Source organism: Opitutus terrae PB90-1, assembly GCF_000019965.1.
Classification (GTDB): Bacteria; Verrucomicrobiota; Verrucomicrobiia; order Opitutales; family Opitutaceae; genus Opitutus; species Opitutus terrae.
Map to the genome: position 1 here is coordinate 4,698,211 of NC_010571.1, position 17,852 is coordinate 4,716,062.

Sequence of the window (17,852 nt, forward strand, 5' to 3'; positions counted from 1 at the left end):
CCAGAACATGGGCGGGACGCCCATGCCACGTGGCACGCGCGTCGCGCGGCAGAGTGTCTGCCGCTCGCCAGCAGAGTGTTGAAGAGGTAGGGCCCAACCGCCGGGCGGCCGGTGGATGCGAGCATCAAGAAATCACGGCGGCCCCGGCCGTGCTGCCCTCGCTCCGAACCGGTTGTCGATCCGTCGCAGCCCCGTTAAGACCGGCTTTTCCGGGGTCTTTGCCCCCGCGCCGGCTCATTCGCCGCGCGCGATCCGCTCCGCCTCGGTGTAGCTGTGGCGGAAAAACTCCCCCAGCTCCCGCGCGACCCGAAGTTCCTCGATGCGATTGCTCGAGCGGAGCGCGCGGCGAATCTCCCCCTGCGCCCGCTCGTAACTCACCGGGGACAGCTCCTGCAGCTGCGCGAGCGCACGGCTCCGACGTAGTTCGGGCGCGTGCTGGATCGCCCGCCACGCGCGCACCAACTCCGGATGCGCATCCTGCATCATCACGCGCGCAATAAAGGCCAGCTCGCGAATCAACGGCGCCGTCCGCTCCCGCCGGTAGATCAGCTGCTCCTCCGTGGCATACGGATTCGCGTCCGGATCGCTCCGCAGCGGCTTCCATTCCTCGTGCGCGTAAAAGTCCCGCCGCACCGGCAGCCGCCTCAGCGCGAAATGCGTGGGGCCGCCGGGTGTGCCCGGCCGCAGGTTCCACAGCTTCTGCCCGTCCATCGTCAACGTGAACTCGATGAACGCCTCCGCGACGTCCCGATGCGGCGCACCACGCAGCAAACCGATCGGATCCACTGCGTGCACGGCGCCACCGCGCGGTGACACGAACCCGAGTCGCGGCTCGCCAGCTCCGCGCTGCCCCGTCGCCTCCATTTGCGCCCAGCCGTAGAAATCGATGCAGATGCCCGCAGCGCAATCGCCCTGCCCGACATCGATCGGCGGCTTCTGCGAGGAGTCGGTGAAATACCGCGCGTTCGCCCCGATTTGCTGCAATAATCGGAGGCCCGCCAGCCAGCCCTCGCTCACCGCCTCCTGTTCGATCGCGGCCGCTGGCTGGCGTGGTTGGGGACCCGACGACCCCGTCGCGTCTTCCTCAGCTGCCCGCACCGAACTCCGCGACGAGGGCGTCGCGGCTCCATTTGCCTCGCGGTATTGCGAGCGATCTCCCTCACCTCCCAGCTCTATCTCCCGCCGCTGCATCTGCTGCTGCACGATATACTCGAACGCCTTGGCGATCGAACTGCTCTTCGTTGGATCCGCGAGCGCCACTTCCCCCGCGAAACGCGGATCGGCCAGATCCGCCCATTCCTCCGGCGGTCGCTCGATGCCGAGCCGCCGCAGCGAGTCGCGGTTGTAGAGAATGCCATAACTGCTCAGCACGGTGCCGATCCAGCGGCCTTCCAAATCGCGATAGGGCTCGCCCGCATGCTCCTGCGGCAACACCGCATCGGTAAACCACTCCGGATGTTCCTGCGTCACGCGCGCCGCCACGAGCCGGCCCGCGTTCGCCTGCCGCGCAAAATCGTAGCTTGCACCGCCCCAGAAAACATCGAGTCCGCAACCCACGTCCGAGTCCACGAACGCCGCGCGGACCGCCCGCCCGCTCTCCGCCGCCGCAACGCTTGGGTCCACCAGCGCGCGTTGCACCTCGGCACTCCACGGTCGCTGCAGCACGTCGGTCCAATGCCGCCGGAACGCCGCCACGTAGCCCGCCTCGAGAAACCGCGTGATCTCGCTCGTCCCGCCGATGACGCGCCAGTCCACCGTAACCGTTCGACCGGTGCGCGACTGATACCAGCGCGCAAACCCGCGGCCGAACTCCTGTCGGATCGCCTCGTTGTGTGACGTGATCACGACGACCACGTCGTCCGCGTTCTCCGACGGCCGTTGTTTCGGCCGCAGCAGAAACGGCAGTGCCACGAGCCCTGCCAGGGTGAACAGAATCAGCAGCCGTCGGATCACAGCATCACAAGGATTCTTCCGAAGAAGGGACCCGGTGGTAGGGCGGCGAGTCCCCTCGCCGCCGCGACCGCCAGTAGTGCTCCCGACGCGGAGCGTTCTGCTGGCCAGCAGAACGCGCCCACCCCGTCCAGGTTGATTCTTCCCGTGATCATCCGGGGGCTGCTGTCTTCTGGGAGTGGGCCGCGCCCGCTCACGGCGCGAGCACCACGACGTCTTCCGGCGCCGCACTGGCCCACAACTCGCCACTCGCCGTGCCGCCAACGAAGCGCGGGTTCAGTTCATAAATCGTCAGGCTCACGTCGCCCGCGCGAAAATCGTATTGCGCCACTTCGCCGAGGTAAACCGCCTCGCCGATCGCGCCGCGGACGCCGTTGCGCGCCGGCACCTCGCGGCTGAGCGTCCAGCACTCCGGCCGCACCGACAGCGTCACCGCATCGCCAGGCTTCACCGCCACCTGCGGATTGCCCGGCACGCCTTCGAACCGGCCGACGGGGGTCGCGACGAAAACTTTTCCCGATTCCGTGGCCACGACGTGGCCATCGATGAAATCCGTGTCGCCGATGAAGTGCGCCACCGTGCGATTCAGCGGTCGCCGATAAACGTCCCGCGGCGTGCCGACCTGCAGCACCTCGCCGGCGTTGAGCACCGCCATCCGGTCCGCCATCGAGAGCGCCTCCTTCTGGTCGTGGGTCACGTAGACGGCGGTCAGCTTCGAATCGTGACACACGCGCCGGATCTCCGCGCGCAGCTCCAGCCGCAGCTTCGCGTCGAGATTCGACAGCGGTTCATCGAGCAGCAGACAGCGCGGCCGGATGACCAGCGCGCGGGCCAGCGCCACGCGTTGCTGTTGTCCGCCCGACAGTTCGTTCGGGCGGCGCTCCGCGTGCGCGCCCATGTGCACCGACTCCAGCGCCTCGGCGACGCGGCGCTTGACTTCCGTTTTCTTGATCTTCCGTTCCTCCAAGCCGAACGCGACGTTCTCCGCCACGCTCATGTGCGGCCAGAGCGCGTAGCTCTGAAACATCATCCCCGTGTTCCGCTTGTGCGGCGCCAACCGGGTGACGTCCTCGTTGTCGAACCAGACCCGCCCCGCATCGGGCACGTGAAATCCCGCCAGGCAGCGCAACAGCGTGGTTTTCCCGCAGCCGCTCGGTCCGAGCAGGAAAAACAACTCCCCCGGCTCGATGGCCAGACTCACCTCGTGCAGGGCTGGGACGGTCCCGAAACGTTTCGTGAGTTGCTCGATGCGAATGGAAATCATGACCGGCCGGACTTCGGCCGAGGCAAGATTTCGTCGCGACCAAGTCAAAGGAATAAACCCCCGCCGGCGCCGGGGAAGATTTGCCACGCGCGGCGCCGCCTGTCTCGCTGGGTCGCCATGGCCGACACGAAACACCGGGCCCTCCATCACGCCGCCTCGCATCCCGACCTCGAAGAGGTGCTGTTCACCGAGGACGAGATCAAGCAGCGGGTCCACGCGCTCGCGGGCGAGATCAAGCAGGTCTACGGCCCGGGTGAGTTCACGCTCGTGTCGCTCATCAACGGCGCCGTGATGTTTACCGCCGATCTGATGCGCGAGATCGACAACCCGGTGCGGCTCGATTGCATCCGCGTCAAAAGCTACGGCACCGGCACGCGCTCGGAAGGCACGCCGCAAGTCGTGGCGTCGCTCACGCTCGATGTCGCCAATCGCGACGTGCTCATCATCGACGATATTCTCGACACCGGCAAAACGCTCGCGCTCGTCTGCGATCTGGCCTGCAAGCTGAAGCCGGCCAGCCTGCGCACCTGCGTGCTGCTCGACAAGAAGGCGCGGCGCGAAGTGCGATTCGAGGCGGACTTCGTCGGATTCGAGATTCCCAACAAATTTGTGGTCGGCTACGGACTGGATTTCGCTGAGCGCTACCGAAACCTCCCCTGCATCGGCGTGCTGAAGAAGGAACTGCAGACGGCGCCGGCGCCGTAGACGTCCGCACGATAGGACGCGTTATCGCTGACGCGCCGCGCCCGATGAAAGGCCCTGCGCCGGCGGGTTAAGGATAACCCGCCCTACCCGTCGCGCGTGTTCGTAGGGTCGCCATGGGGGCGCGAACGGGGTTCGCTCAGCGGTTACCGCCGCCGGCCGCTCGCCTTGGCTCGCGGTTTCCGACTCGGATATTTCGCGGCGAGCGGTTTCGCCGGCTTGCGATACTCGCCCGACTTGAGCGCGTTGATCTGATCGCGCAGCACCGCGGCGCGCTCGAACTCCAGCCGGCCCGCCGCCTCCTGCATTTCGTCTTCCAACTCGGCGATCACGGCGGCGACGTCATCGACTTCCTCAGCCACCGCCGCCTCGTCGCGTTCGCCACTTCCATCGTAAACATGCAGGCTCGCCTGCGCCGCGCGCTTCACGCTCCGCGGCGTGATTCCGTGCTCGACGTTGTAGGCGAGCTGTTTTTCCCGCCGGTACTTCACGATCTCCACCGTGCGGCGGATGGATTCGGTGATGTTGTCGGCATAAAAGATGACGCGCCCTTTCTCGTGTCGCGCCGCGCGGCCTGCCGTCTGCACCAGGCTCGTCTCACTGCGGAGGAAGCCTTCCTTGTCCGCGTCCAGGATCGCGACCAGCGCCACTTCGGGTAGATCGAGGCCTTCGCGCAGCAGGTTGATCCCGATCAGCACGTCGAAGTTGCCCAGCCGGAGATTGCGCAGGATCTCGACGCGCTCAATCGCATCGATGTCCGAGTGCAGATATTCCACGCGGATCTTCGCCTCGCGCAGATAACTCGTCAGGTCTTCCGACAGCCGCTTGGTCAACGTCGTCACGAGCACGCGCTCGCCCGCGGCCGCGGCGGCTTTGATTTCGCCAATCAGGTTCTCAACCTGTCCCTTCGTTGGCCGAATCACGATCTCGGGGTCGAGCAGCCCCGTCGGTCGGACGAGCTGCTCCGCGACGACCGTCGAACGCTTCAGCTCGAACTCGGCCGGCGTGGCCGAGACATACAACGCCTGGTGCGTGATCTGCTCGAACTCCTCGAAAGTCTGCGGCCGGTTGTCCAGCGCCGACGGCAGTCGGAAGCCGAAATCGACCAGCGTCTGCTTGCGCGCGCGATCGCCGTTGAACATGCCGCCGATCTGCGGCACGGTCGCGTGACTCTCGTCGATCATCAGCAGAAAATCCTTCGGGAAAAAGTCGATCAGGCAGAACGGCCGCTCGCCCGCCTTCCGACCGGTGAGATGCCGCGAGTAGTTCTCGATGCCGTTGCAGAAGCCCATTTCCTGCAGCATCTCCAGATCATAGTTGGTCCGCATCCGGACCCGCTGCGCCTCGAGATACTGGCCTTTTTGCTCAAAATAGGCCACGCGCTCGTCGAGCTCCGCCTTGATCGAGCGGATCGCCGGGTCGAGCCGGCCGCGTGAGGTGACATACTGGTTCGCTGGGTAAAGATCGAATTGCTCGAGATTGCGCAGCACCTTGCCGGAAACCGGATCGAACTCGGTGATCGCCTCGACCTCGTCGCCGAAAAACTCGACGCGCAGTCCGTGCTCCAGATACGCCGGCATCACGTCGACGACGTCGCCCCGCACGCGAAAGGTGCCGCGCTTCAGCTCGTAGTCGTTCCGGTCGTAAATATTGTCGACCAGCCGTTCGAGGAAGCGATGCCGACCGAGCTGTTCGCCACGCCGGAGCGGAATCCGCAGCTCGGTGAACTCCTCCGGCGAGCCCAGGCCGTAGATGCACGACACGCTGGCCACGACCACCACATCGCGCCGCGACACGAGCGAACTCGTCGCCGCGATCCGCAGCCGTTCGATCTCCTCGTTGATCGACGAGTCCTTCTCGATGTAGGTGTCGCTCGACGCGATGTAGGCCTCGGGCTGGTAGTAGTCGTAGTAGCTGACGAAGTATTCGACCGCGTTCTCCGGGAAGAAATTCTTGAACTCGGAATAGAGCTGCGCCGCGAGGGTCTTGTTGTGCGAGATGATCAGCGTCGGCCGCTCGCACCGCGCAATCACGTTGGCCATCGTGAAGGTTTTGCCGGAGCCGGTGACGCCGAGCAGCGTTTGATGGCGATTCCCGGCGTGGATCGAGGCCACGAGCTGCTCGATCGCCTGCGGCTGGTCGCCCGTCGGCTGGTAGTCGGCGTGGAGTTTGAAGAGCATGCGAACCCACAAGCCAGCGCAAGAACCCGCGGTTTTCAACCCGGCTCTCGTGCCGCGGGCGTCCCGCCCACCTGGACGCCACTTCACGGCGGCGGGCTACAACCCGCGGAGGTCAACCGCTCGCCGATTGCTAAACCCGCGGGATTAACCCAACCTCCCCGCAAACGGATCCGTCAACCCCGACCCTCCAACCTCCTCTTCTGCATGTCCAAGGTCATCATCTCGACGCTGTACGACTCAGACGTTTTCAAGATGGCTTGCCGCCAGTTCGACAAGGCTGCCGACGCCATCAACCTCCCCGAAAATCTCCGCGATCGGACGAAATACCCCAAGCGGTGCCTCGCGGTCGCGCTGCCGATTCGTCGCGATGACGGCAGCATCAGCGTGTTCGAGGGCTACCGGGTGCAGCACAATCTCTCGACCGGCCCATCGAAGGGCGGCATCCGTTACCACCAGAACGTCACGATCGGCGAGGTCGCCGCGCTCGCGATGTGGATGAGTTGGAAATGTTCGCTGGTCGGCCTGCCCTACGGCGGCGCCAAGGGCGGCGTCGTGGTCGACCCACGCGAGCTTTCCGACGGGGAACTCGAGCGGCTGTCGCGCCGCTACATGCAGGAGATGGTGAATTTTCTCGGGCCCCACGTCGACGTACCCGCGCCGGACGTCGGCACCAACGAGCGCGTGATGGCGTGGATGATGGACACCTATTCGAACCACGTCGGCCACATCGAGCCGTCGATCGTGACGGGCAAGCCCATTTCCGTCGGCGGGTCCCAAGGCCGGCGCGAAGCCACTGGCGCCGGCGTCGCCTATCTTGCGACGCGTTATCTCGAAGATCTCGGCCTTTCGCCCGCTTCCTCCACCGTGGCCGTGCAAGGCTTCGGCAACGTCGGCAGCGAAGCGGCCCTCGCCTTCGAAAATTACGGGGTGAAGGTCATCGCACTCTCCGACTACACCGGCGGCGTCTACAATCCGAACGGCATCAACGTCCGCAAGGCCGTCGCCTATGTTCGCTCGCAAAAGGTGCTGCGCGATCTGCCTGACGCCGAACCGATCACCAACGAACAATTGCTCGAGTTGCCGTGCACCGTTCTCGCGCCGTGCGCGCTCGAACGCGTCATCACCGAGGCCAATGCGTCCAAGCTCCGCTGCCGCGTGCTCGCCGAAGGCGCCAACGGACCGACCACCAACTCCGCCGATCGGATCATCGACGAACGCGGCGACATCGAGCTAATCCCCGACGTGCTCTGCAATTCGGGCGGCGTGGTCGTTTCCTACTTCGAGTGGATTCAGAATCTGCAGAACTATTATTGGGATCGCGACGAGGTGATGAAGAAGCTGTATGCGATCCTCGACAAGGCGCGCGAGTCGGTGGAATACCAGAAACGAAAGCTCAAGTTCAGCCGACGGCTCGCGGCGTTGACGCTCGGCATCCAGCGCGTCGCCGACGCGAAAGCTGCGCGCGGTCTGTTCCCGTAAGCGGGGTGGCACGGGCGTCCCGCCCGTGATTGCAGGTGGGGCCGCCGGAACGGCGGGCTGTCCGTTTTGTCGGGGGGCCGGCTTTCGGCGCCCAAACCCTGCGGCCGAGGACGGCCGCGCTCCCACGCACGCGTGCTCGTGTCGTCGTCAGCGATCCCGTAGCGGGACGCGTCAGCATTCGCCACGCGATCCGCGCACTGGCGGTCAAGGACGCTCCGGCCGAAGCCACGAACGTGGTCCGATCGGACCACGTTCGTGGCTCCCTCCGGTTTTTGCGGATCCGAATTTCCGGGCCTGACGCACGCCAATTTCCGACCAAACGCACTTTCATTTTGCCCGATCGCCTGTCGCGCGGCCGGCATTTTGCACGCGTGTTCGCCACCGAAATTTCCCGCCGGAAAATCTCGCCGCTGATCGCCTGCAACTTACGCCGCGCAAAATCGTGGCACGTTCGTCGCTAGGGCAATTGACGCGAACGTTATCCATCGACGCCGGTCGATCGACCTTCACCGCATCAGCGGCCGCCGCGGCTGCGACGTGCTCATTTCCCACACCGCCTATGTCGTCTCCTCACTCCTCACCCATTCCTTTCACTGCGCTGCCCCCTCTCCTGCGTCGTACCGAATCCATTCTTGCCCATCACTCGAGGAGTAGTGATCGCAGTCGTGACCGCCAAAGCCCCTGGGCCGGCCCGTCCCCCGCCACCGTTCCGCCCATCATCGCGCTGTGTCACCTCAGCTGGGACTGGGTCTGGCAACGGCCGCAACAATTCCTCTCCCGGCTGGCGAAGACGCACCGCGTGCTCTTCGTCGAGACCTACTGTTCCGACGTGGCGAGCACGACCGTGCAACTGCGCGTCGCCGACGGGCATCCGAACGTCACCGTCTGCCAGATGTTTCTCCCCGCGAGCCGCTGGGCCGACGGCAAATTCATCGATCGCGAGCGCCGCCGCGCGCTCCAGCGCACCCTCGCCACCGACCTCGCCGGTCAATTCGACGACGCGATCCTGTGGTTTAACGACCCGATGGCCGTGACCGCCTTCGCCGGCCGGCTCGACGAGTCGCTCATCGTCTACGATTGCATGGACGAGCTCTCGCAATTCAAGGGTGCGCCGCCGGCGCTGCTCGAACGCGAACGGGAATTGCTCGAACTCGCCGACGTCGTTTTCTGCGGCGGCCGCAAGATGCGCGAGAAGCGGCTCCGCTATAACGCCAATTGCCACTTCTACGGCACGGGCGTCGACATCCAGCACTTCGGTGCCGCACGCTCGGACACTCTTGCCGTTGCGCCGGAGATCGCCGAACTCGGCGGACCCGTGCTCGGCTACTTTGGCGTGATTGACGAGCGGATCGACTACGAGCTGCTCGCCAAGCTCGCCGATGCGAACCCGAAATGGCACGTCGTCATGGTGGGTCCGACGACGAAGGTCGATCCGGCCACATTCCCGCAGCGGCGGAACTTGCACTGGCTCGGCGGCCGGCCCTACGCCCAGCTGCCGGCCCTCACCAAAGGTTTTTCGGTATGCTTGATGCCGTTCGCACTCAACGAGGCGACGGAATACATCAATCCCACCAAAGCGCTGGAATACATGGCCGCCGGCCGGCCCGTGGTATCGACCGCGCTCGACGAGGTGAAGTCGAACTTCAGCTCCGTTGCGCGGATCGGCCGCTCCCACGCGGAGTTCATCGAGTTCTGCCGCCGCGAGTCCGCGGTCCCGTCCGAAACGCGCGTCGCCCGCGGTCTGCGGCTCGCCGCCGACAACACTTGGGAAGCCATCGTCGCGAAGCTCGAGGGCCACGTCGCCGACGCCCTGGCCGCGCGCCGCGAGGAGTCCGCCATCGAAGTTTCCACCGTCGTGCCGCTCGTCGGCAACCAAACCGCCTATGTTTGATTATCTCATCGTCGGCGCCGGATTCGCCGGCAGCGTCCTGGCCGAACGGCTCGCCAGCGTGCAAAACAAAAAGGTGCTGCTGATCGACCGCCGCGCCCACATCGGCGGCAACGCCTACGATTGCCACAACGAGCACGGGATCCTGATTCATCGCTACGGCCCCCACATCTTCCACACGAATTCGGCGGAGATCTTTAACTATCTCTCGCGGTTCACCGAGTGGCGGCAGTATCAGCACCGCGTCCGCGCGATGGTCGACGGCCGGCTGCTGCCCATCCCGATCAATCTCGACACGGTGAACGAGCTCTACGGGCTGCACCTCACCCCGGACGGGATGAAGGAGTATCTCGCGTCGATCGCCGAGAAATGCGAACACGTGCGCACCTCCGAGGACGTCGTCGTCGGCAGCGTCGGTCGCGATCTCTACGAAAAATTCTTCCGCGGCTACACACGCAAGCAGTGGGGCCTCGATCCCTCCGAGTTGGATGCGCAGGTCACCGCGCGCGTGCCGGTGCGGTTCAACCGCGACGACCGCTACTTCACCGACACTTACCAGGCGATGCCGGCGCGCGGTTTCACCCACATGTTCGAGAACATGCTCGATCATCCCAACATCAAGATCCTGCTCAATGCCGACTACCGCGAGGTGCGCGACGAGGTGTCATTCGACCAGCTGATCTTTACCGGGCCGATCGACGAGTACTTCGACTACACGTTCGGCCGGCTGCCCTACCGCTGCCTCGAGTTCAAGCACGAGACGCATCACCGCCCGGTGTTTCAGCCCGCGCCCGTCGTGAACTACCCAAACGAGTATGCCTACACGCGCGTGACGGAGTTCAAATATCTCACGGGTCAGGATCACCCGCTCACGAGCGTCGTCTACGAGTTTCCCAAATCCGAAGGCGATCCCTACTACCCGATCCCGCGCGCCGACAACGCCGCGCTCTACAAGCGCTACCAGGCGCTCGCCGCGAACACGCCGGGCGTGCATTTCGTCGGGCGGCTCGGCACCTACCGCTACTACAACATGGATCAGGTCGTCGGCCAGGCACTCACGGTCTTCAGCCGGCTGGCGCAGACCACGCGCGCCGAAGCCTTGGCCTCCGCGTGAACCGATCCGGCTGCGGGTAGTCTACGAGCTTCTGTCATTCTGCGGCGCAGCCAAGGAATCCAGCGGACCTCCGGGTGGGTGGAGGCTCCGCTGGATTCCTTGCTGCGCCGCAATGGCTCAATGCGCGTGCACCGTTAGCTCGCAGGAACCTCGTCCTTTTTGCTCATGTTTCCTAGCTCCGCCATCCCCCGCCCCGAATATCCCCGGCCTGACCGACAGCGCGGTTTGATCGAAGGCGTCGACTGGCTCAACCTGAATGGCCCGTGGCAGTTTCGCTTCGATCCGCAGCGCCGCGGCCATGACGAGCAGTGGTTCGGGCGCAGCGGCCCCGAATGGCGCGAACAGATCATCGTCCCCTTCTGCTGGGAATCGCTCGCCGCGTGGGGGGAAGCCGACGCCGCCGGCAACGACCACTTCTACTCGACCCGCGTCTTCCTGAAACCGCTGGAGGTCACGCGCGAAAATCACCGCATCGCCGCGCGCCACGAGGTCGGCTGGTATCGGCGGCGGATCGAGATTCCGGACAACGCTCACTGGCGGAATCATCGCATCATCCTGACGATCGGCGCGGCGGATTTCGCCACCGACTGCTGGTGCAACGGCGTGCACTGCGGTCATCGCGAGGGCGGCTACGTGCCGCACGAGTTCGATCTCACCGACGCGCTCACCGCCGGCGATGCCGATTCGCCGGCGCGCGAGGCGTTGCTGGTGCTGCGGGTCGAGGACCCGATGGACAACCGCGAGCAGCCCGTGGGCAAGCAGTGGGGCTGGTACACTCCCACCAGCGGGATCTGGCAAACGGTGTTCCTCGAGCCGCGGGCCGCGACCTACATCGACAATTTCCGCATCGTTTCCGACATCGACCAGGGTCGCGTCTCGTTCGAGGTGGCCTGCGCCGGCCTGCAGCCGAATACCACGGCGCTGGTCGCGATCATCCCCCCGGACGCTCCGCCCCATCAGCTCGCGCTCACGATCAGCGGCTCGGTCGCGACGGGCGACACGGAGGTTTATCCGGTGTCGCTCTGGGACACCGCCGATCCGAAACTGTATCGCGTGGTGTTCCGGCTGCTCGAGGACGAGCGCGAGGTCGACGTCGTCCGCAGTTACTTCGGCATGCGGAAAATCGGCACCGTGCCCGCGACCGACGTGAACGCGCCGGCGATGCTTTCGCTCAACAACAAGCCGATTTACCTGCGCGGCGCACTCTACCAGTCCTACCATCCCGACGGCGTCTACACGGCCACCGATGCGCGCACGCTGTGCCGCGACATCAGCTTCGCGCGCGAGGCCGGCTTCGATTTTCTCCGCATCCACATCAAGCTCGATGATCCGCTGCTGCTCTACCACGCCGACACTCAGGGGATGCTGCTGATGCAGGATTTTCCGAACTTCGGCGAAGGCGGCGACACGCCGCTCGGTCGCCAGCGCTTCGAGGAAATGCTACGGCTCGGTTTGGCGCGCGACTTCAACCATCCGTCGATCATCGCCTGGTGCATTTTCAACGAAACCTGGGGGTTCGGCGGTCAGACCGAGCTGATGAAAGTCATCCTGCCGACCTCCCGCGCGACAAAGGAAGAGGTCAAGGAAGCCGCGCAGAAGTTGATCAACACCTCGTCGTTCAAATGGGTCCACGAGATGTGGCAGCTCGCGAAGTCGCTCGATCCCACGCGGCTGATCGAGGACATGAGCGTCGTCGCCTGGGAACATCTCGCCGCTTACGGCCACGTCGACACCGACATCAACTCCTGGCATTTCTACCTCGACGATTACGCGAAGGCGAAGGCGCACATCGAGAACGTGATTGCGAAGACGCACACGGGCTCGAGCTTCAACTACATCGAGGGCTATCAGCAGCGCGGCGTGCCGCTGATCAACAGCGAATACGGCGGGGTCGGCGCGCTCGACGGCGATCGCGACGTCAGCTGGTCGTTCAAGTTTCTCACCAACGAGCTCCGCGTGCACGGTCAGCTCTCCGCCTACATCTACACCGAGCTGCACGACGTCGAATGGGAATACAACGGGCTGCTCAACTACGACCGGACGCCGAAGGAATTCGGCTATCCCCCGAGCATGATCAACCAGGGCGACGTGCTGCCGATCAACGCGCCGCCGATCGCGCAACACGCGCCCGGATCCACCGTCGAGGTCGAGGTGTTCTCGTCGCATTTTTCCCGGCGCCGGCGCGAAGGCGTCACGCTGCAGTGGCTGGTGTCGGGCATGGACACGCTCGGCACGCATCACCCGCAACTCACCCGCGGCCGCGCGCGCATCCCGTTCACGCATCATCGCGTCGAGCTCGCGCAGCGCATTCAGGTGCGCCTGCCCGAGCAGCCGATGCTGTGCGCGCTCTCGGTCGCCGCGGTCACGGCCGACGGCCAGCCCGTCGCGAGCAACTACGTGCAACACTTCGTCTGCGGCGCGCCGCCCCCCGAGCGCGAGGAGACGGCAAACTCGCTCATCCTCCGCCGGCGCGTCACCGACTGGACGGACGCCGAATGGAGCGAGTCGCACGCGACGCGCGAGGACGCCATCAAAGCGGGTTGCTGCTACGGTTACGGCGCGGGCTATTTCGAATGGGAGTTCACCGACGAACTCATTCCGCTGATCGGCCAGGCGCGCCGCGTCCGCGTGCTCTGCGAGGTGTCCTCCCGGCGGATCGATACGCCGCAGACCGACGCGCATCGCCACCCGACGTCGTTCGAACTGCTGATCAACGACCTGCCGGTTCATCGCACCTTGCTCCCCGATCATCCGCACGACAGCCGTGGCGCGCTCAGTTATCTCCGCGGCGGCCGCGGCGGATTCGGTTACCTGATGCGCGGGGCGATCGAGGGCGAACTGTTGCAGCAAGTCGCCGCCGCGGGCGCGCGCCACGGCACGATGCGGCTGCGCTGCGCCGTGCCGGCTGACACCTTTCCCCAAGGTGGCCTGTCCGTTTACGACTACGACTGCGGCCGCTATCCGATCGGCCCGACGATTCTGATCGAGTGGGAGCAAGGGTGACGTATCGCGATGGCAGGGTCGTCCCGCCCGTGGGCGGCCTGCAGCGCAAAAACGCTCGCGGGGGAGCGCACCTGCCCCCGTCCGCTTTCCCACCCGCTGCGGGCGCTCCGGGATATCTTCGACCTGCGTCTCCGGAAAGCGCCCCACGGGTGAGCTGCGCCTCTTTCTTGCGGGACTGCAACCCGGCGCCGCCGTCGCGGTCTGCCGCCCCATGGTCGACCTGCGTCAGTCCCATTTCGGCAAGCTCGTCGCCAGCGGAGGATTTCTTTGGTGCACCGGGATCGAGGACACGTTCATCACGGCGCCGTCGCCCAAGACCGGCCGCACTCTCGACGAATACGAGCTCACCGGGCACTACGAGCACTGGCGTGAGGACATCGATTTGATGGCGGAACTCGGCGTGCCGGCCGCGCGCTACGGCATTCCCTGGCATCGGATCTGCCCACAACCCGGCGTCTGGGACTGGCAATGGGCCGACCGTCCGCTCGAACGCATGCTCGACCGCGGCATCGCGCCCATCGTCGATCTCGTCCACTACGGACTGCCGGCATGGATCGAACCGGCGTATCTCCACCCCGACTATCCCAACCACGTCGCCGAATTCGCCGCGCGCGTCGCCGCGCGCTTCAAGGGCCGGATCTTCGCCTACACGCCGCTGAACGAGCCGCGGATCACCGCATGGTATTGCGGCCGGCTCGGCTGGTGGCCGCCGTTTCGCCGCAGCTGGCGCGGGTTCGTCGCCGTCATGCTCGGTGTTTGCCGCGGCATCATCGCCACGCTCGCGGCGCTGCGCTCCGTCGACCCCGAAATCCTGCCGGTTCACGTCGACGCCACCGATCATTACCACGCCGAGGATCCCTCGCTCGTACTCGAGGCGGAGCACCGGCAGGCGATCGTGTTTCTCGCGCTGGACCTCATTAGCGGCCGGATCACCGACGACCATCCGCTCTTCGGCTGGCTGCTGAGCCACGGCACGACCGAGGGCGAGCTCGCGTGGTTTCGCGACCACGCCGTGCCGCTGCCCTGGCTCGGGCTGAACCTTTATCCGATGTTCACGCGAAAGGTCCTGCAGCGCACCGCGAGCGGCCACACACGAATCAGCATGATCTACTCCACCGAGCAGCTCGTGGAGGACGTCACCCGACTTTACTGGGAACGCTACCACGCCCCGCTGCTGATTTCGGAAACCGCCTCGTCCGGCTCGATCCGGAAGCGCCGGCTCTGGCTCGATGGTTCGGCCCGCGCGGTGCAACGGCTGCGCGCCGAAGGCGTGCCCCTGCTCGGCTATACCTGGTGGCCCTTGTTTGCGCTGGTCACGTGGGGCTACCGACAGGGCGATCTTCCGCCGCAATCCTACTTTCGCCAAATGGGGTTGTGGGATCTCGATCCACACCAGCAGCGCGCACGCACCTCGCTGGTGGACCGCTACCAAGAACTCGTCCGCGGCGGAACCGGTTCCGCCGGTCCGCTGTCCGCCGCCGCCTCACGTGCGCCTGTTCGATCATGAATTTCCACCCACGTTTTACCGGGCACGCCCACCCCAGCGTAGCCTCACCGAGGCCGGCTACCGCACCGGCGAGCTGTTCACCAGCGCTCGAGCACGCGGCTCAGATCTTGGTTCAGCGCTCCGCTCTGGACTCCCAGCGCTAGACTCATTCGCCCATGTTCCGCAGTTTCTTCATCGCCGGATTCGAAGGCGCCACCGGCTACAACGCCCAAGGCGAGTGGATCGACCAAGTCGCCGCCACGCACCACGATCGGCACGCGGACGCCGACTACGACCGACTGCAGGGAGTCGGCATCCAGGCCGCGCGGGAGGCGATTCGCTGGCCGTTGGTCGACCGTGGTGGTCGCTACGATTTCAGCTCGGTGCGTCCGTTCGTCGACGCCAGCCGCAAATACCAGATCGATGTGATCTGGGATCTGTTTCACTACGGCTACCCGTCCGACCTCGATCTCTTCTCGGACGAGTTTGTCCGCCGGTTTGCGGACTACTGCCATGCCGCCGCCCGCTTCGTCTGCGCGCACCAGGAAGGCACCTGCTATTTCACGCCGGTGAATGAACCTTCCTACTTCGCCTGGGCGGCCGGCGAGGTCGGCCGTTTCGCCCCCCACGCGCGGGGTCGCGGCCCCGAGTTGAAGCTCGCGCTCGCGCGCGCCGCGATCGCCGGCATCAACGCCATCCGCGCCGCCGTGCCCGGCGCACGGATCGTCAACGTCGATCCGATCTGTCACGTGGTGCCGCCGCAGGGGCGCTTTGATCTGCTCGGCGACGCCCATGCCTTCAATCATCAGGCGGTGTTCGAGAGCTGGGACATGCTCGCCGGCCGGCTGCATCCGGAACTCGGCGGCAGCCGCGAGCACCTGGATATCGTCGGCGTGAACTACTACTGGACCAACCAGTGGGAGCTCGGCCAGGACGAATCGCCGCTGGCCGACGACGACTATCGCCGCGTCCCGCTCTCGCGGCTGATCCGGCGCGTCTGGAAAAGATACGATGGCGAACTGCTGGTCACCGAGACCGCGCACGTGCACGAAATGCGACCGCGCTGGCTCCGCTACGTCGCCGACGAATGCGAAGCGCTGCTCGACGAAGGCGTGCCGCTCCGTGGCGTCTGCCTGTATCCGATTCTCGGCATGCCCGAATGGCACTCGCCGCAGGAATGGGTGCGAATGGGGTTGTGGGACATCGCGCACGACCAACCGTCACTTCGTCGGCAGATCTGTGCGCCGATGTGGGACGCGCTCCGGCAGGCGCAACGGTTGGAGTTTCGCCACGGTGAACACCCGCTCTCGGGTCCCTCCGCTGCGTGAGGCCGAGCTGCCCAATGTAACCTCCTGGGTTACATCGGGCGCGAGCCACCGTGCGGGCAGCCTGGGCTGCCTACTCGACGTGGAACCCGATCTTCACGGTCACCTGCCAGTGTTTCACCTGGCCGTTGTCGATTTCCCCGCGGGTTTCGGTGACTTCAAACCAGCGCAGATGCTTGAGGGTTTTGCTTGCGCGCTGGATCGCGCCGTTGACCGCATCCTCGATCGAGGTGGTGGAAGTGCCGGTGAGTTCGACGATTTTATAGACCGGATCGTTCATGGGAATCGAATGTCGATGGTTGTGGTTTTCTGGAAGCTTGCGCCCTGATCGAGTCAACCGTGCGCCAGGGCCTGGCCGCGTTGCTCGAGCGCCGCGTTCACCATGATCATCTCGCTCACATTCTCCAGGGTGAGCAGCCCGACGATTTGCCCGGCCTGCACTACGGGGATCGTGCCGCATTGCCGCTCGTGCATCGATTCGACCACGCGCTTGAGTGAACTGCCGGCCTCGGCGGTCGCGCACTCACGGCACATGACTTCGCTCACGGGGGTGTCGCGCCGATTCTGACCCAGCGCCTTCACGAGGTCGTTGCGTCGCAGGATGCCGACTGGCGCGCCCTCGGCGATCACCGGGAAATCTTGCTGCGAGCCCGCGAGGAGTTCGTCGGTCGCCTTGGCCAGCGTGTCGTCGGCCCCGAGCGTGCGAAACCGCGTCATCATCGCATCGCGCACCCGCAGCCCCTCGAGCGCCGACTGCATCTCCACCATGCCCGCCTCGGCCTGGGCCCCGAGATAGACGAAGATCGCGATGAACACCAGGAACGGGTTCGACATGAACCCGACAATGCCAAACACGATCGCCATGGCCTGGCCGACATTCGCCGCAATCGCCGTCGCGCGCCGCCGGCCGAGCTTCGTCGCGAGCAACGCCCGCAGCACGCGCCCCCCGTCCATCGGGAACGCTGGCAGCAGATTGAACAGCACGAGAAACACATTCACGACCATCAGCCGCTGCAGCATCGCGCGGAGATCGAACGGCACGTCGAGATTCGTCGCCTCGAGAAATCCGCCCGTGAACGCGAGTCCGGCATACAGCACCAGCGCGATCACCACGTTCACCGCCGGCCCGGCAAGCGCCACCCAGAGTTCCTGCAGCGGATGCTCCGGCATTCGTTCCAACCGCGCGAGCCCGCCGATCGGCAGCAGCGTGATGTCGCGCGTCTCGATGCCGTAGCGGCGCGCCATCAGCGCGTGGCCGAATTCGTGCAGCAGCACGCAGCCGAACAGACCCAGGATGAACGCCACCCCCGCCAGCGCGGCATAAACGTCGTGCGTGCGCTGCCACGTCACGAAGCCGAGAAACGCCAGCAGGAGCAGGAAGGTGAAGTGAACGTAGACGTCGATGCCGAACAGCCGGCCGATGCGAGTGGACCATTTCATGGCAAAGCCTTTCTAAACCCA

At 65.4% G+C, this 17,852-nt stretch carries 12 protein-coding genes; 7 read left to right on the top strand and 5 right to left on the bottom strand.

Features of this window, described 5'->3' with window-relative positions; genetic code table 11:
- Nucleotides 1-234 precede the first annotated feature (234 nt).
- Together OTER_RS18255 and OTER_RS18260 are read right to left on the bottom strand one after the other, a co-directional pair.
- Nucleotides 235-1,953, bottom strand: coding sequence for an ABC transporter substrate-binding protein (locus OTER_RS18255; RefSeq protein ID WP_012376421.1), 1,719 nt, complete (start codon nt 1,951-1,953; stop codon nt 235-237).
- Between the two features lie 190 nt (nt 1,954-2,143).
- Complete coding sequence (locus OTER_RS18260; RefSeq protein ID WP_012376422.1) at nt 2,144-3,214, bottom strand: ABC transporter ATP-binding protein; 1,071 nt, start codon at nt 3,212-3,214, stop codon at nt 2,144-2,146.
- 117 nt (nt 3,215-3,331) lie between these two features.
- Between OTER_RS18260 and hpt the strand changes: the two genes are divergently transcribed.
- Nucleotides 3,332-3,919 (top strand): hypoxanthine phosphoribosyltransferase, encoded by a 588-nt coding sequence (hpt, locus tag OTER_RS18265; protein WP_012376423.1) that lies wholly within the window; start codon nt 3,332-3,334, stop codon nt 3,917-3,919.
- Between the two features lie 143 nt (nt 3,920-4,062).
- Here hpt and uvrB read toward each other — a convergent pair whose 3' ends face one another.
- Nucleotides 4,063-6,096 carry an excinuclease ABC subunit UvrB gene (uvrB, locus tag OTER_RS18270; RefSeq protein ID WP_012376424.1) on the bottom strand — a complete coding sequence of 678 codons (2,034 nt, stop codon included), beginning with the start codon at nt 6,094-6,096 and terminating at the stop codon, nt 4,063-4,065.
- Nucleotides 6,097-6,300: 204 nt separating this feature from the next.
- Here uvrB and OTER_RS18275 point away from each other — a divergent pair, with 204 nt between their 5' ends.
- The 6 genes from OTER_RS18275 to OTER_RS18305 all read left to right on the top strand — a co-directional run bounded on the left by OTER_RS18275 (nt 6,301) and on the right by OTER_RS18305 (nt 16,394).
- On the top strand, nt 6,301-7,575 hold the full coding sequence (locus tag OTER_RS18275; RefSeq protein WP_012376425.1) for a Glu/Leu/Phe/Val family dehydrogenase: 1,275 nt from the start codon (nt 6,301-6,303) through the stop codon (nt 7,573-7,575).
- Between the two features lie 559 nt (nt 7,576-8,134).
- Nucleotides 8,135-9,466, top strand: coding sequence for a glycosyltransferase (locus OTER_RS18285; protein ID WP_012376426.1), 1,332 nt, complete (start codon nt 8,135-8,137; stop codon nt 9,464-9,466).
- Nucleotides 9,459-10,577 (top strand): UDP-galactopyranose mutase, encoded by a 1,119-nt coding sequence (gene glf / locus OTER_RS18290; RefSeq protein WP_012376427.1) that lies wholly within the window; start codon nt 9,459-9,461, stop codon nt 10,575-10,577. Before OTER_RS18285 ends, glf begins: the two co-directional genes overlap by 8 nt.
- A gap of 165 nt (nt 10,578-10,742) precedes the next feature.
- Entirely contained in the window at nt 10,743-13,580 is a 2,838-nt protein-coding gene (locus tag OTER_RS18295; RefSeq protein WP_012376428.1) for a glycoside hydrolase family 2 protein, read from the top strand.
- A gap of 211 nt (nt 13,581-13,791) precedes the next feature.
- A complete protein-coding gene (locus OTER_RS18300; RefSeq protein ID WP_012376429.1) occupies nt 13,792-15,087 on the top strand; it encodes a family 1 glycosylhydrolase in 1,296 nt (431 codons plus the stop codon).
- Between the two features lie 155 nt (nt 15,088-15,242).
- Nucleotides 15,243-16,394: a hypothetical protein gene (locus OTER_RS18305; RefSeq protein WP_012376430.1), complete on the top strand. Its 1,152-nt coding sequence runs from the start codon at nt 15,243-15,245 to the stop codon at nt 16,392-16,394.
- A 70-nt stretch (nt 16,395-16,464) separates the two neighbouring features.
- On the opposite strand, the gene OTER_RS18310 is transcribed toward OTER_RS18305, so the two are convergent.
- Nucleotides 16,465-16,671: a dodecin gene (locus OTER_RS18310; protein WP_012376431.1), complete on the bottom strand. Its 207-nt coding sequence runs from the start codon at nt 16,669-16,671 to the stop codon at nt 16,465-16,467.
- Between the two features lie 53 nt (nt 16,672-16,724).
- Nucleotides 16,725-17,831: a site-2 protease family protein gene (locus OTER_RS18315; protein WP_012376432.1), complete on the bottom strand. Its 1,107-nt coding sequence runs from the start codon at nt 17,829-17,831 to the stop codon at nt 16,725-16,727.
- Nucleotides 17,832-17,852 lie beyond the last annotated feature (21 nt).